Below are 14,854 nucleotides of genomic sequence, written 5' to 3'. Positions count from 1 at the left end.
TCGTGCGCAAGCTGGGAGTGCTGGGCTCGATCGTGCTGCTGTGCACGGTCGGCGTCGCGATGATCGCTGCCGTCGGCACGCTGGGGCAGCGCAGCGTCGGTCAGCTGGACGCGGCGGTGCGGGACGCCGCCGCGGGCCAGCAGGTGCTGCGCAACCACCTGGACGCCGACATGATGCACGACGCGCTGCGCGCCGACGTGCTGACGCTCCTGCGCAGCGACACCCCCGCCGAGCACGACGCGGCGGTGGAGGAGCTCGCGGCCCACGTCGAGCAGTTCCGCGCCGACCTGGACGCGAACGCCCAGCTGGTCGAGGACCCGGGCACGACCGCCGCGCTCGCGGAGCTCGCGCCGGCGCTCGAGGCGTACATCGACCAGGCCGAGCGGATCGCCCGCAGCACCGAGGGCGGTGACCTCTCCGCCGGAGAGGTGCTGCTGCCGGAGTTCGTGGCGGCCTTCGGGGCCCTCGAGGAGGGCATGGAGGGCGTCAGCGAGCTGATCGAGGCCGGCGCGCGCGCCGGCGAGGCGAACACCGCCGCCACCACGCGCAGCTCCCGCGCCCAGGTGCTCGTCGCCCTCGTCCTCGCCACCGCGGTGATGGCCGCGCTGGGCTGGTGCGTGGCGGCGTCCGTGCGGCGGCCGCTGACCGCGCTGCGCCAGCGCCTGTCGGAGATCGCCGACGGCGACGGGGACCTGACCGCGCGCGTGGACGCCAGCCGCTCCGACGAGCTCGGGCAGGTGGCCGCCGCCGCCAACCGCTTCCTCGAGCGGATGCAGCACCTGGTCCGCCAGGCCGCAGGCACCGCCTCCGCGCTGGCCGCCGCGTCGCAGGAGCTGACCCGCACCTCCGCCCAGCTGTCGGCCTCCGCGCAGGAGTCGGCGACCCAGGCGGGCGTGGCCTCGTCCGCGGCCGAGGAGGTGTCGTCCAACGTGCAGACGGTGGCCGCCGGCACCGACGAGATGGGCGCCAGCATCCGGGAGATCTCCTCCAACGCCTCGGAGGCGGCGCAGGTGGCCGCCGGCGCGGTGGGTGCCGCGCAGCAGGCGACCAGCACCGTGACCAAGCTGGGGAGCTCCTCCAGGGAGATCGGCGACGTCGTGAAGGTGATCACCTCGATCGCGGAGCAGACGAACCTGCTCGCGCTGAACGCCACCATCGAGGCGGCGCGGGCCGGGGAGGCCGGCAAGGGCTTCGCCGTGGTGGCCAACGAGGTCAAGGAGCTGGCCCAGGAGACCGCACGGGCCACGGAGGACATCGCGACGCGGGTGGAGACGATCCAGGCCGACACCGCCGGCGCGGTCACCGTGATCGCGCGGATCTCCGAGGTCATCGCCTCCATCGACGACCGGCAGACCACCATCGCCTCGGCGGTGGAGGAGCAGACGGCGACCACGAGCGAGATGGCGCGCAACGTGGCCGAGGCCGCCGCCGGCGCGAGCCGGATCGCCGCGAACGTCGACGTCCTCGCCCGCTCCGCCCAGGACACGACCCGAGGGGCCTGCGACACCGCGTCGGCCGCCGACGCGCTGTCGGACATGGCCCGCGAGCTGCAGTCCCTGGTGGGCCAGTTCCGCTACGAGTCCTGACCACGGGTCCTGACCACGGGTCCTGACCACGGGTCCTGACGAGGCGGGCGCCGGGGAGCTGGGCGGACGCCGCGGAGCTGGGCGGACGCCGCGGAGCGCCGGCGGGTACCGGCTGCCGGGCGCCGCGGGGAGTGGTAGTCATCGGGGATGGCCCTCCACCCCTCCGGCCTGCGCCTGCCCCCGGGCAGGTCCGTCAGCCCGGTGCGGGCGATCCTGCTGCGCTTCGCCCTCGCCCTGCTCGTCGTGGCGGTCAACTGGGGCCTGGTGCTGCTGGAGCGCTCGAGCTACACCGACAACGCCGACGGCGAGGTCTCCGTCATCGACGCGCTGTACTACACGACGGTGACGCTGTCGACGACGGGCTACGGGGACATCACCCCGGTCACGCAGGGCGCGCGGCTGCTGAACGCCGTCGTCGTCACGCCCATGCGCCTGCTCTTCGTGATCATCCTCGTCGGCACCACCATCCAGGCGCTCACCGAGCGCTCACGCACCGAGTTCCGCCTCGCGCGGTGGAGGGCACGCATGCAGGGTCACGTCGTCGTCCTGGGCTACGGCACCAAGGGGCGCAACGCCGTGCGCGCGCTGCGGATGCGCGAGCACCCCCGCGACCGGCTGGTCGTCGTCGAGTCGCACCCGCAGCAGGCCGCGCAGGCCTCCGCCGACGGCTACGTGGTCGTCGTCGGCGACGCCACGCGCCCGGAGGTGCTGCGCGAGGCCCGCGCGGAGCACGCGGACGTCGCGATCGTCGCGCTCGACCGGGACGACACCGCCGTCCTCGCCACCCTCACGCTGCGCCGGCTCGCGCCGGGCACCACGGTCGTGGCCGCGGCGCGGGAGGCGCAGAACGCCGACCTGCTGCGCCAGAGCGGCGCCAGCTCCGTCGTCGTCTCCTCGGAGACGGCCGGGCGCCTGCTGGGCCTGGCCACGGACCTGCCGCACGCGGTCGGGGTGGTCGAGGACCTGCTCTCCTTCGGGGCCGGCCTGGACCTCGCCGAGCGCGCCGTGCAGCCGCACGAGGTGGGCCGGGCGCCGGCCGCGCTGGAGGTGCCGGTCGTCGCGGTCGTGCGCGCGGGGCGGGTGCTGCACTACAACGCCGCCGGGGTGGGCGTGCTGCAGGCCGGCGACCGCATCCTCCACGTGGCCGCCACCGACCGGGCGCCGTCCCGGCACTGAGCCCGCCGGGGTGCGCTCGGCGGGAGGGGGTGGGACGGTCGGCTCATGGTCTCCAGCGCCGCTGCCGGTCCCGCGAACGAGCACTGGCGGCGGTGGGTGGTCTACCAGGTCTACCCGCGCAGCTTCGCGGACTCCGACGGGGACGGCGTCGGCGACCTGCCGGGGATCCTCGCGCACCTGGACCACCTGCAGCGCCTCGGCGTCGACGTCGTGTGGCTCTCCCCGATCTACCGCTCGCCGATGGACGACAACGGCTACGACATCAGCGACTACCAGGACGTCGACCCGCTCTTCGGCACGCTGGCGGACTTCGACGAGCTGCTCGCCGCCGCCCACGCCCGCGGCATCCGCGTCGTCATGGACCTCGTGGTCAACCACACCTCCGACGAGCACCCGTGGTTCGTGGAGTCCCGCTCCTCACCGGAGAACCCCAAGCGGGACTGGTACTGGTGGCGCGACCCCCGCCCCGGGCACGCGCCCGGCACGCCGGGCGCGGAGCCGACGAACTGGGAGTCGCACTTCGCCGGCCCGGCGTGGGAGTGGGACGAGGCGAGCGGGCAGTACTACCTGCACCTGTTCACCCGCAAGCAGCCGGACCTGAACTGGGAGAACCCGCAGGTGCGCCAGGCCGTCTACGCGATGATGCGCTGGTGGCTCGACCGCGGGGTCGACGGCTTCCGCATGGACGTCATCAACATGATCAGCAAGGACGTCGCCCCGGACGGCTCGCTGCCCGACGCGACGCCGCGGCCGGGGTCCCTGTACGGCCCGGCCGACGAGCACACCTACTGCGGCCCCCGCAACCACGAGTTCCTCCAGGAGATGCACGCCGAGGTCTTCGCCGGGCGGGACGCCCACGTGCTCACGGTGGGGGAGACGCCCGGGGTCACGGTGGCGGAGGCCGTGCTGTTCACCGACCCGGAGCGCCGCGAGCTCGACATGGTGTTCCAGTTCGAGCACGTCACGCTCGACATCGGCGACCACCGCTACGACCTGCGGCCGCTGTCGCTGCCGGCGCTGAAGGGCTCGATGGCCGCCTGGCAGCACGGCCTGGCCGAGCGCGGCTGGAACTCCCTCTACCTCGGCAACCACGACCAGCCGCGGGCCGTCTCCCGCTTCGGCGACGACAGCCCCGAGCACCGCGCGGCGTCGGCGAAGACCCTCGCGACCGTGCTGCACCTGCACCGCGGCACCCCGTACGTCTACCAGGGCGACGAGCTCGGCATGCGCAACGCGCCCTTCACCGAGATCGGCCACTACCGCGACGTCTGGGCGCTCAACGTCCACGCCGAGGCCAGCCTGCGCGGCGAGGCCGACCTCGCCGCGCTCGTCGAGGCGCTGGGGCGGGCCGGGCGCGACCACGCCCGCACCCCCGTGCAGTGGGACGCCTCGCCCGGCGCCGGCTTCACCACCGGCACCCCGTGGATCGACGTCAACCCCGACGCCGCCGAGGTCAACGCCGCCGCCCAGGTGGACGACCCGGACTCCGTCTTCGCGCACCACCGTCGGCTGATCGACCTGCGCCACAGTGACCCGGTAGTCACTGAGGGTGACTTCGAGCTGCTGCTGCCCGAGCACCCGAGCGTCTGGGCGTTCGTGCGGCGCGGCTCCGACGCCGACCTGCTCGTCGCCGCCAACCTCTCCTCCCAGGACGTCCCCGTCGACCTGCCGCTCGACGGCGACTGGACGGCGGCCGCCCCGGTGGTCGCCGTCCTGCCGCAGCCGCCGTCGGCGCCGTCGGCCGGGCTCGTGCTGCGGCCGTGGGAGTCGGTCGTCTGGCGCCGCGCCCGCTGAGGGGGCCGCCGGGGTCTCGCCCCCCGGTTGTGGCTCTGTGTAATGTGCGCAAACCCGACGTGGTCGTCCCTCAGTGCTGAGGAGGTCTGGTGCGCCAGCTCCGTCCGCTCCGCCGTCCGCTGCTCGCTGCCGTGGCGGCGCTCGCCCTGGTGGCCCCGGCTGCCGCGGCGCAGGCGGAGGGCGCTCCCCGCGCCGTCGCCGCGGCGGCCGTGGACCCGGCCCTGGACCAGACCGGCCCGCAGCCGGTGCGGGTGGTCGTGCAGGAGGTCCCCGGCACCGGGTCCGGGCCCGAGGAGGCCGTCGAGCGGCTCGGGGGCCTGGTCACCCGGCCCCTGCCCATCGTCGACGGGTTCGCGGCGACCCTGCCCGCCGGCGCGGTCCGCGACCTCGCGAGCACGCCGGGCGTGCGGGTGGTCTCGGCGGACCGCCAGGTCCAGGTCCAGGCGGTCCCCACCGCCGCCCCTGCGGCCACCGCGCCGGTGCACCTGCGCGAGATCGGGTCCGACAAGCTGCAGAAGGCGGGCACCACCGGCCGCGGGGTCACCGTCGCCGTCCTCGACACCGGGATCGCCGACGTCGCCGACCTCGCCGGGCGCATCGTGCCGGTGCGCGACGAGCTGGGCCGGACGGCCTCCTGCCAGAACCTCTCGGGGGAGCCCGGCTGCGCCGACTCCTACGGCCACGGCACGTTCATCGCCGGCCTGGTCGCCGGGAACGGCTCGGCGTCCGGCGGCCGGTACGTCGGGTCCGCGCCCGAAGCGCGCGTGCTGTCCGTGAAGGTGGCTGGCCGCTCCGGCGCTGCGGACGTCAGCACGGTGCTGGCGGGCATCCAGTGGGTCGTCTCGTTCCGCGAGCAGTACGGCATCCGGGTGCTCAACCTCTCCCTGGGCACCGACTCCAAGCAGTCCTACAAGCAGGACCCGCTGAACTACGCCGTGCAGCGGGCCTGGCACGAGGGGATCGCCGTCGTGGTCTCGGCGGCCAACCTCGGCCCCGCCGCCGGCACCATCAGCAAGCCCGGCGACGACCCGTGGGTGATCACCGTCGGGGCGGTCGACGACCTGAAGACCGCCACCACCTCGGACGACCGGCTGCCCGACTTCTCCTCGCGCGGGCCTACGCAGGACGGGATCACCAAGCCCGACGTGACCGCCCCCGGAGCGCACCTGCCGTCCCTGCGCTCGCCCGGCAGCACCATCGACACGGCCTTCCCCGCCGGCACCGAGGGCGCGTACCGCCGCGGCAGCGGGACGTCGATGGCCGCCGGCGTCGTGTCCGGCGCCGTGGCGCAGCTGCTGCAGGCCAAGCCGAAGCTGACCCCGAACCAGGTCAAGGCGACGCTGCGCGCCACGGCCCGGAAGGTCGCCTCGAACGACGCGAACGCCGTCGGCACCGGCATCATCGACGTCGCGGCGGCCGCCGCGAAGGCGCCTACGGGCACGGCCAACACCGGCCTGGCGCGCTCCAGCGGCCTCGGCGACCTCGACGCCAGCCGCGGCACCGTGGACGTGCGCCTGGACGACCCGCTCTCCACCGTGCTCACCGGCCGCCAGACCGCGCAGCTGGCCCTGTGGAACGCGGCGGAGTACACCGGCCTGCCGTGGACCCCGACGACGTGGGCGGCGTCCCCGCACGCGCTGCTCGGCTGGAACGCGGCGTCGTGGAGCGGCCATGATTGGGGCGGCCACGACTGGGGCGGTTCCTCGTGGTACGGCCAGGCTGAACAAGGCACCAACTACGGCCGACCGACAGCAGGGTCGGCTTGGTACGGAGCCTGGGACTGACACGGCACACGCCGGTGCTGCTCAGCGTCCTGAGGCGACCTTCACCCGCGCGGCCCAGCGGCGAGACCCGCTCCGCTGTGCTCCTGCTCACGGCGGTGCTCGTCGGGGTGGGGATTGCCGGCGGAATGGCCGCCGCTGCGCTGCCAGCGTCCCCCGGTCTCCCGGATGTCGGGACTCTTGCGACGCTGTTCGCCTACCTGGCAGTGGCATCGGCCCTGCATGTCGAACTTCGCACCGGTAGCCAGCGTGATCTCATCAACATGACCGACGTCGGGCTCGCTCCTGCCCTCGTTCTGCTTCCCGGACACACGGCCGTGCTCCTTGTGGCGGTGATCAAGGCAGGCGTGCTCCTCCTACGCCGGCTGCCCGCCATCAAGGTCGCCTTCAACGCGGCGCAGTGGGCGGCAGCGGCTGCGATCGGCAGCCTCGTCTTCACGACCCTGCGGACTCCAGGTCCCCTTCAAGCGGGCGAGCTGCCACTGATAGCCGTGGCCTTGGCCGCCGTAGCCGCCGTCAACTCCGCCGCGACACTGGGCGTCCTCAGTCTGGCCGAGCGGCAGCCGCTCCACCTGGTGCTCGGCGCCCACATCGGTGACTGGTTGCGCGCGTCGGCCCTCGACCTAATTGTCGCCGTTGTCGTCGGGTTGCTCTCCGTTGTTGTGTGGACGCACGCACCAGCCGCCATCCCCCTCACATTCGCCGCCTTGAGCGGGGTTCATCTCGGCGCACGCGCACTGGCGGGGGAGCGGGCGAGCCGGGCACGGTTGCTAGGGCTGCAGCGTGGCCACCTCGTCCTGTCGGGCAGCGTCGATCCGCGGCCAGATGTCCCGGCCTTTCTGAACCAGCTGCGCTCGGCATTCGCATGTCGCGGAGTCGTCCTCTACCTCGTCGCCGCAGATGGCTCGTCCGGCCGCCAGGTCGTGCGCGCTGGCCAGGAGCAGCAGGCCGGCTTGGTGCGCCCTGAGGAGATGCGCCTCGCCGAGGCTCTCCTGCGGGCTGACAGCCCGGTGCGTTGGCCTTCCCGCTCCGACCCGAGCGCTGCCGAGGCTCTTCGCGCGCTCGGTTGGCGGAACTGCCTGTCGGTGCCGGTGCGTGTGGAGGGACACACGGTCGGGGTGCTGGTCACCCACGACCGCGACGGGCTGGAGGGCTTCGAGGTCGGCGAGCTCGCCGTCCTCGACGCAGCGTCCTCCATCCTCGGCCAGGCGCTGCACCGCGCGGACCTCACGGAAGCCGTGCTCGCCGAGCGGACCCGCGCCGAGGCGCTGCAGGCCGGCCAGGCGCGGGTGCTGGAGCGGGTGGCCTGCGGCGCGGACCTGGTCGGGACGCTCCGCCTCCTGGCCGAGGTCGTCGAGTCCCAGGACGACGGCGTCCGCTGCGCCGTCGCGCTCGCGCGCGACGGGGAGGTGGCTCTGGTGGTCGAGCCCAAGGTGGACCCGACCGCCCTGACCGCGCTGCGCACGCTCACGGCCGCCGCTCTGGACGGGCGGGCGCAGGACCGGCGTCCGGTGCTGGTGGCGCCGGCAGCCGGCGACGACCCGTCGGGAGGGGCGCTGGTCGAGGCAGGGGTGCGCGAGGTGGCGGTGCACCCGTTGGCCCCGACGGCCCCCGGGGAGGTGCCCGGGGCCGTGGTGCTCTGCCGCACCTACCAGGCGGCCGACGTGGAACCGTGCCGCCTCGGCATGACCGCTGTCCGTCTGGCCGACATCGCCGTCTCCGGCGCGATGGCGCGCGACCGGCTGGCGCACCAGGCGGCGCACGACCCGCTCACCGACCTGCCCAACCGCTCCGTCTTCGTCGACCGCGTGGCCCAGGCGCTGGAGGAGACCACGCGCACCGGCGGCTCCGTGCTGGTGCTGTTCCTCGACCTCGACCGGTTCAAGGTGATCAACGACAGCCTGGGCCACCAGGCCGGTGACGCCCTGCTGCGCGCGGTCGCGGAGCGGCTGCGCCGCGCGGTGCGGCCCGGCGACACCATCGCGCGGTTCGGCGGCGACGAGTTCACGATGCTGTGCGAGGGCATCCGCGACGAGGCGCACGCCGTCGAGCTCGTCGGGCGCATCCAGGAGACGCTGCGGCGCCCGTTCTCCCTCGCCGGGTCGGAGGTCTTCGTGACCACCAGCATCGGCCTGGCCCTCGGCAGCGGGCCCCAGACCCGGCCGGAGATCCTGCTGGAGAACGCCGACGCGGCCATGTACCGGGCCAAGGAGCGCGGCGGCACCTCCTACGAGATCTTCGACGAGGCGATGCGGATGCGGGCGGTGCGCCGCCTGGAGCTGCAGAACGCGCTGCACCGGGCCATCGAGGGCCGGCAGTTCCGGGTCTTCTACCAGCCGACGGTGTCGCTGCACACGGGCGAGGTGCTCGGGGTCGAGGCCCTGGTGCGCTGGGCCCACCCCACTCGGGGCCTGCTGCCCCCGTCGGAGTTCATCCCGCTCGCGGAGGAGACCGGCCTCGTCGTGCCCATCGGCGCGCAGGTGCTGGAGGAGGCCCTGCGCGAGGCCCGCCGCTGGGAGCCCGGGCCGGGCAGCGGCCCCGGGATCGGCGTCAGCGTGAACCTCTCCGCCGCCCAGATCGGGCACCGCGACCTCGTGCCGCGGGTGCGGGAGGTCCTCAAGCGCAGCGGCGTCGACCCCTCCCGGATCACGCTCGAGATCACCGAGAGCGCCCTCATGGACGACGTCGTCGCCAGCGGCGCGGTGCTCACCGCGCTCAAGGACCTCGGCCTGCGCCTGGTGGTCGACGACTTCGGCACCGGGTGGTCCTCGCTGACCTACCTGCAGCGCTTCCCCGTCGACGGCCTGAAGGTCGACCGGTCCTTCGTCTCCGGGCTCGACCGTCCCGACGGCGCGGACGGCGCGGACGGCGGCACGGACGGGGACGAGGCGATCGTGCGGGCCGTCGTCTCGCTCGCGCACTCCCTCGACCTCGTGGCCGTGGCGGAGGGCGTCGAGACGCGCGAGCAGGTGAACCGGCTCGTCGACCTCGGGTGCGAGGTCGGGCAGGGCTACTGGTTCGGGCGGCCCGCGCCCGCCGACGAGGTCTCGCTCCTGCAGCGGGTGATCGACCGCTGAGAGCGGTCGGTCCAGCCGGCGTCGTCGGCGCGGTCGGCGCGGTCGGCGCGGTCGGCGTCGTCAGCGCCGGGAGAGCACCTCGCGCAGCACCGGGCGGGTCTCGATCGCGGTGACGCCGGGCAGCGCTCGCAGGGCGTTGACGACCTCGTACAGCTCGCGGGAGGTGCTGTAGAGCACCCGCACCTGGTAGTCCACGGGCCCGGCCAGGTCGAGCACCTCGACCACGGCGGGCACGGCGGCCAGGGCCTCCTCGAACTCGCTGTTGAGCACGTGCGTGGCCGTGCTCAGCTGCACCAGCGCGGTGGAGACGGGCCCGGACAGCGCCGGGTCGAGCAGCGTCGTGTACCCGCGCACCCACCCGTCGAGCTCCAGGCGGCGCACGCGCTGGGCGACGGCGTTCGCCGACAGCCCCACCTCGTCGCCGATCTCGCGCCAGGACGCGCGGGCGTTCCGCACGAGGAGGCGGAGGATCCGCTCGTCCACCGGGTCCGGGCGGCGGTTGCTCATCGGTCTCCCCGCACGTGCTTGATCGTCCCAGACGCCGTCTGGTGGTGTGCAGGAGTGAGCACCACCGCGCCCGTGACCGCACCGCCCGCTCCTCCCCGCTCCGCCCCGCCGCTGGGCGCGGCGCTCGGCCTGCTCGCCGTCACCGCCGTGTGGGGCTCGACGTTCTTCATGCTCAAGGAGACGGTGCAGCGCCTGCCCGTCGCCGACTTCCTCGGCGTCCGCTTCGTCGTCGCCACGGCCGCGGTCACGCTGTTCGCGCCGCGCGCGCTCGCCCGGCTCACGCCGTCCGAGCGGCGGTGGGGCCTGGGCCTGGGCGTGGTCTACGGGCTCGCGCAGCTGCTGCAGACCGAGGGCCTGCGCACCACGTCGGCCTCCGTCTCCGGGTTCCTCACCGGCATGTACGTCGTCCTCACCCCGCTGCTGGCGGCGCTGCTGCTGCGCGCGCGGATCGGCCGCACGACCTGGCTCGCCGTCGCGCTGGCGACGGTCGGGCTCGGCGTGCTGTCGCTGCGGGGCTTCGCGGTCGGCGGGGGAGAGGCCCTGACGGTGGCCTCGGCGGTCCTGTACGCGCTGCACCTCATCGGCCTGGGCCGCGTCAGCACCGCCCGCAGCGCCCTGGGGCTGACCATCGTGCAGCTGTGGGCCGTGGCGGCGGTGTGCCTGCTCGGCGCTCTGCCCGGTGGCGTCGCGCTGCCCAGCACCGGCTACGACCTCGCCGTCCTGCTCTACACGGCCCTCCTCGCCGGCGCGGCGGCGCTGGCGGTGCAGACGTGGGCGCAGTCGCACCTGCCCGCCGAGCGCGCGGCGGTGATCATGACGATGGAGCCCGTGTGGGCCGGGGCGTTCGCCGTCCTGCTCGGCGGCGAGGCGCTGGGTGCCCGCGTCGTCGTCGGCGGCGCGCTCGTCCTGGCGGCCATGTACGTCGTCGAGCTGGGGCCGCGTCAGCGCGCCGTCCACGACGCGGCCGAGGAGGTCGGCGCCACCGCCCGCGTGGGTCAGGTGTGAACGATCGCGCTCGCGCGGTCGACGTCCCGGCGCTGCTGGCCGTCGCGGTCACCGTCGTGGCGTGGGCCTCGGCGTTCGTGGCGATCCGCTGGGTCGGTCGCTCCTTCGACCCCGCGCCCCTGGCCCTCGGGCGCCTCCTCGTCGGAGCGCTCGCGCTCGGCCTGCTGCTGGTTGTGCGCCGCTCGTGGACCGCGCCGACGCGGCGCGAGTGGAGCCTGGTCGTGCTGTGCGGGGTGGCGTGGTTCGCCGTCTACAACGTGGCCCTCAACGCCGCCGAGCAGCGGGTGGACGCCGGGACGACGGCGATGCTCGTCAACGTCGGCCCCGTGCTCATCGCGCTGCTCGCCGGTGCCGTGCTGGGCGAGGGGTTCCCCCGCTGGCTGCTCGTCGGGGCCGGGACCGCCTTCGCCGGAGCGGTCCTCATCGGGCTCGCCACGGCCGGCTCGCCGTCGGCCGACGTGCGGGGCGTGCTGCTGTGCCTGCTCGCCGCCGTCACCTACGCGGTCGGGGTGCTGGCGCAGAAGCCCGTGCTGCGCCGCCTGCCCGCGCTGCAGGTGACGTTCCTGGCCTGCGCCGTCGGTGCGCTCGTGTGCCTGCCCGCCGCTCCGCGGCTGCTGGCCGAGTCCGGCGACGCCTCGGGGGGTGCGGTGGCGGGCCTGGTCTACCTCGGGGTGGTGCCGACCGCGCTGGCGTTCAGCACGTGGGCGTTCGCGCTCGCGCGCACGGACGCCGGCCGCCTCGGCGTGAGCACCTACCTGGTGCCGCCGCTGACGGTGCTGCTGGCCTGGCCGCTGCTCGGCGAGGTGCCTCCGGCGCTGGCGCTGGCCGGCGGGCTGCTCGCGCTCGGAGGCGTGGGCCTCTCCCGGCGCCGCTGACGCTCGCCGCCTGCGAGGACCGTGGCGCACCCGTCCCTCCGCTCCTGAGGTCGGCCCAGCGCACCTCGGTGCTGGTCGGCGCGGGGGATCCGCCCTAGGGTCGGGCCCGTGGGCCGCAGCGCTGCGAATCCGCCCGGCAGGTCGACCTCGGGAGCCGCATGAACCTGGAGAAGGTCGTCTTCGGGTTCTTCGTGCTCCTCGCCGCGACGCTGAACTTCGGCTTCTTCATCGGCGACATCGACGACCCCGCCCTGCACAACCCGTACGAGCTGTTCGCCGCCGTCGTCGTCAACCTCGTGGCCACCGTGCTGAAGTTCGGCGACCGCACCCAGGTCGGCGCGGTGCACCTGGCCACCAGCCTGGTGGCCGACCTGCAGCTCATCGCCGCCGCGGTGGTGTGGGGGTACGCCTCGCAGATCTCCGCGCAGGGCCTGACCGCCGAGGCGACCGCGAGCGTGGTGTCGCTGTCCGGGGGAGCGCTGCTCGCGAACATGGTCTCCCTCGTGCTCCTCGTGGTCGAGACCGTGTCCTTCCACCGCCCGTAGCCGTCTCCGACCCGCGCGGGAGGCCTCCGTGAGCAGAGCGCCCGTCGACCCCTGGCCCCGCCCCGGCGGGCGCGGGGCGCCGTCCGGGGCGGGCGGCGGCCCGCTCGCCATCGCGTCGGGGGTGCAGGGCTCCGCCACGATCTTCCAGGTGCTGCGCCGCATGCGCGCACCGCTGATCGTGCTGATCCTCATCTTCGCGGTCAGCGTCCTCGGCCTGACCCTCATCCCGGGGCGGGACGGGAACGGGCAGCCGTGGCGCATGAGTTTCTTCGACGCCTTCTACGTCATGAGCTACACCGCGACGACGATCGGCTTCGGGGAGATCCCGCACCCGTTCACCGCCGCGCAGCGCCTGTGGGTGACCATCAGCATCTTCGTCACCGTGGTCGGCTGGGCCTACGCGCTCGGCTCCCTGCTCACGCTGCTGCAGGACCGCGCGTTCCGCCAGGCCCTGGCGCTGCAGCACTTCACCCGCAAGGTCTCGCGGCTGTCCGAGCCGTTCCTGCTGGTGGCCGGCTACGGGCAGACGGGGGAGTCGCTCGGGCGCTCCTTCGACGCCCTCGGCCGGCGCTTCACCGTCGTCGACACCGCCGACGAGCGCGTCGACGCCCTCGCCCTCGACACCTACCGCGCCGACGTGCCGGGGCTCGTCGGCGACGCCCGCGACCCCCGCACCCTCGACGCCGCGGGCCTGCACCACCCGTGCTGCGAGGGCGTGCTCGTGCTCACGGACGACGACGAGACCAACCTCGCCGTCACCATGGCCGTGTCGCTGCTGCGCCCGGACCTGCCCGTGGTCACGCGCACCACCTCCGTCGCCGTGGCGGACCGCATGCGCACCGTCGGCGACCCGACGGTGATCAACTCCTTCGACCGCTTCTCGGACCACCTGCGCCTGGCCCTGCGCTCACCCGCCGCCTACCAGCTGCTGACGTGGTTGGAGAGCGGTCCGGGTGCGGTGCTGCCGCAGCGGGGGCGCCCGCCGCGCGAGGGGCGGTGGGTGGTGTGCGGCTACGGGCGCTTCGGGCGCCACTTCACCGCCGTGCTGCGCGACGAGGGGCTCGAGGTCGTGGTCGTCGACCCGCGCCCCGAGGACGACGACCCCGCCCTCGTCGTCGGGGACGGCGCGGACCGGGTCGTCCTGGCGCGCGCCGGCGTGGAGCGGGCGGTCGGCTTCGTGGCCGGCACCGACAACGACACGACGAACCTCTCGGCGGTCGCCGGCGCCCGCCGCGCCAACCCGGACCTGTTCGTCGTCGCGCGCCAGAACCAGCCCGCGAGCACCTCGCTGTTCGCGGCCATGGCGGTCGACGGCCTGCTCGTGCCCACCGAGGTCGTCGCGCACGAGGTCTACGCGCAGCTGAGCACCCCGCTGCTCTGGCGGTTCCTGCGCGCGCTGCCCGACCAGGGCGACGCGTGGGCCGCGGCGGTCGTGGAGCGCCTGGCGACGTGCTGCGGCACCCGCCTGGAGGCGCTGTGGAAGGTGCGGCTGACGCAGGAGGAGGCGCCGGCCCTCACCGCGTGGCTCGAGCGCGGCGCCCTGCGCCTGCAGGACCTGCTGCGCAGCCCCGAGGACCGCGCCGAGCAGCTGGCCGCGGTGCCGCTGCTGGTGCTGCGCGGGCGGGAGTGCCTGCTGGCACCCGACGGGGACCTGGTGCTGCAGCCCGGTGACGAGATGCTGCTCGCGGGGCGCCCCTCGGCGCGGCGGGCGCTGGCGACGGCGCTGGTGGTCGACGCCGTGCCGGAGTACCTCGTCACCGGCCACCGCGTGCCGTCCGGGTGGGTCTGGCGCCGCTTCGCGCGCAGGGTGCTGGCTCCGTCGTCCTGAGGCGGGACGACGGAGGGCCAGGTGATGGCGCCCTCGCAGCAGCGCCGCTACCGGGCTGCGGAACGGACGAGGACTCGTCATGTCCTACGGAAGGCATGACGCTGGGAGGATGGCCGACTCGATCACCTTCCGCCCCGACGACGACGCCCGGCGGGCCCTCGCTGTGCTGACCGAGGGCGGTGCGCCGGTGTCGGTCGTCGTGCGCGCGGCGCTGGTCGCTGCGGCAGAGGCTGCAGTCCGGGATCGGCTCCGCGCCGAGGCCGTGGCGCTGGCAGCCGACGCTAGGGACCGGCAGCGAGCCGCACAGGTGGTCCGCGACATGGAGGCGCTGCGTGCGGAGTGAGGTTTTCCACCCTAGGGCACCTCGCGACACGAGCGGTCATGAGCAAGCCGGGTGACGCTACGCCATGGTGATGCAGTCCGATGCCCTACAACTGTCCACCCTGCTCGTGGCGCCGACGTCGACGTCCGCGCTGGCGGCGAGCTTTCGCCCTGAGGTCGCCGTTGCTGGTGGGATGACACGCGTGCTGGTCGAGCAGACCGCGGCCGTCGACGGTCAGCGGCTGGGGGAGTCCGTCGGGCGGCTCACCTTCGAGGAGCTGCGTCGGGTCGACGCCGCCCTGCGTCTTGTCATGAGCCTCTGACGATCTTCGGCTTCCGGCTCCGGTGCGGGTTGTTAG

At 74.5% G+C, this 14,854-nt stretch carries 11 protein-coding genes and 1 pseudogene; 11 read left to right on the top strand and 1 reads right to left on the bottom strand.

The genetic code is table 11. The features are described 5' to 3' along the window. The first annotated feature begins 2 nt into the window (after window positions 1-2). The 5 genes from BLS82_RS00120 (at window position 3) to BLS82_RS00100 (ending at window position 9,414) form a co-directional block, all read left to right on the top strand. Window positions 3-1,586, top strand: a complete 1,584-nt coding sequence (locus BLS82_RS00120) for a methyl-accepting chemotaxis protein (protein WP_218123387.1) — start codon at window positions 3-5, stop codon at window positions 1,584-1,586. A 147-nt stretch (window positions 1,587-1,733) separates the two neighbouring features. Continuing rightward, window positions 1,734-2,762 carry a potassium channel family protein gene (locus tag BLS82_RS00115; RefSeq protein WP_092860572.1) on the top strand — a complete coding sequence of 343 codons (1,029 nt, stop codon included), beginning with the start codon at window positions 1,734-1,736 and terminating at the stop codon, window positions 2,760-2,762. Window positions 2,763-2,807: 45 nt separating this feature from the next. Beyond that, window positions 2,808-4,556 (top strand): glycoside hydrolase family 13 protein, encoded by a 1,749-nt coding sequence (locus BLS82_RS00110; protein ID WP_092860570.1) that lies wholly within the window; start codon window positions 2,808-2,810, stop codon window positions 4,554-4,556. 89 nt (window positions 4,557-4,645) lie between these two features. Beyond that, a complete protein-coding gene (locus BLS82_RS00105; protein WP_092860568.1) occupies window positions 4,646-6,340 on the top strand; it encodes a S8 family peptidase in 1,695 nt (564 codons plus the stop codon). Between the two features lie 125 nt (window positions 6,341-6,465). Then, window positions 6,466-9,414 (top strand): putative bifunctional diguanylate cyclase/phosphodiesterase, encoded by a 2,949-nt coding sequence (locus tag BLS82_RS00100; RefSeq protein ID WP_369811027.1) that lies wholly within the window; start codon window positions 6,466-6,468, stop codon window positions 9,412-9,414. Between the two features lie 60 nt (window positions 9,415-9,474). On the opposite strand, the gene BLS82_RS00095 is transcribed toward BLS82_RS00100, so the two are convergent. Continuing rightward, complete coding sequence (locus BLS82_RS00095; RefSeq protein WP_092860564.1) at window positions 9,475-9,921, bottom strand: Lrp/AsnC family transcriptional regulator; 447 nt, start codon at window positions 9,919-9,921, stop codon at window positions 9,475-9,477. A gap of 72 nt (window positions 9,922-9,993) precedes the next feature. On the opposite strand from BLS82_RS00095, the gene BLS82_RS00090 reads away from it, so the two are divergent. From BLS82_RS00090 to BLS82_RS00065, 6 genes and pseudogenes are all read left to right on the top strand, one after another. Next, window positions 9,994-10,926 (top strand): DMT family transporter, encoded by a 933-nt coding sequence (locus tag BLS82_RS00090; protein ID WP_218123386.1) that lies wholly within the window; start codon window positions 9,994-9,996, stop codon window positions 10,924-10,926. Beyond that, complete coding sequence (locus tag BLS82_RS00085; RefSeq protein ID WP_092860562.1) at window positions 10,923-11,801, top strand: DMT family transporter; 879 nt, start codon at window positions 10,923-10,925, stop codon at window positions 11,799-11,801. The genes BLS82_RS00090 and BLS82_RS00085 overlap by 4 nt, the downstream gene beginning before the upstream one ends. Window positions 11,802-11,959: 158 nt before the next feature. Next, window positions 11,960-12,346, top strand: coding sequence for a DUF6394 family protein (locus BLS82_RS00080; protein WP_092860560.1), 387 nt, complete (start codon window positions 11,960-11,962; stop codon window positions 12,344-12,346). A 28-nt stretch (window positions 12,347-12,374) separates the two neighbouring features. Further along, window positions 12,375-14,174, top strand: coding sequence for a potassium channel family protein (locus BLS82_RS00075; RefSeq protein WP_218123385.1), 1,800 nt, complete (start codon window positions 12,375-12,377; stop codon window positions 14,172-14,174). Window positions 14,175-14,283: 109 nt separating this feature from the next. Beyond that, complete coding sequence (locus BLS82_RS00070) at window positions 14,284-14,517, top strand: hypothetical protein (RefSeq protein WP_092862375.1); 234 nt, start codon at window positions 14,284-14,286, stop codon at window positions 14,515-14,517. Continuing rightward, a pseudogene (locus BLS82_RS00065) lies at window positions 14,507-14,818 on the top strand (type II toxin-antitoxin system PemK/MazF family toxin). Before BLS82_RS00070 ends, BLS82_RS00065 begins: the two are co-directional and overlap by 11 nt. The last annotated feature ends 36 nt before the right edge of the window (window positions 14,819-14,854 follow it).

The sequence above is a fragment of the Quadrisphaera sp. DSM 44207 genome (assembly GCF_900101335.1).
Classification (GTDB): Bacteria; Actinomycetota; Actinomycetes; order Actinomycetales; family Quadrisphaeraceae; genus DSM-44207.
The sequence above is the reverse complement of the archived record's forward strand: the minus strand, read 5'-3'. Positions and strand labels throughout refer to the sequence as shown.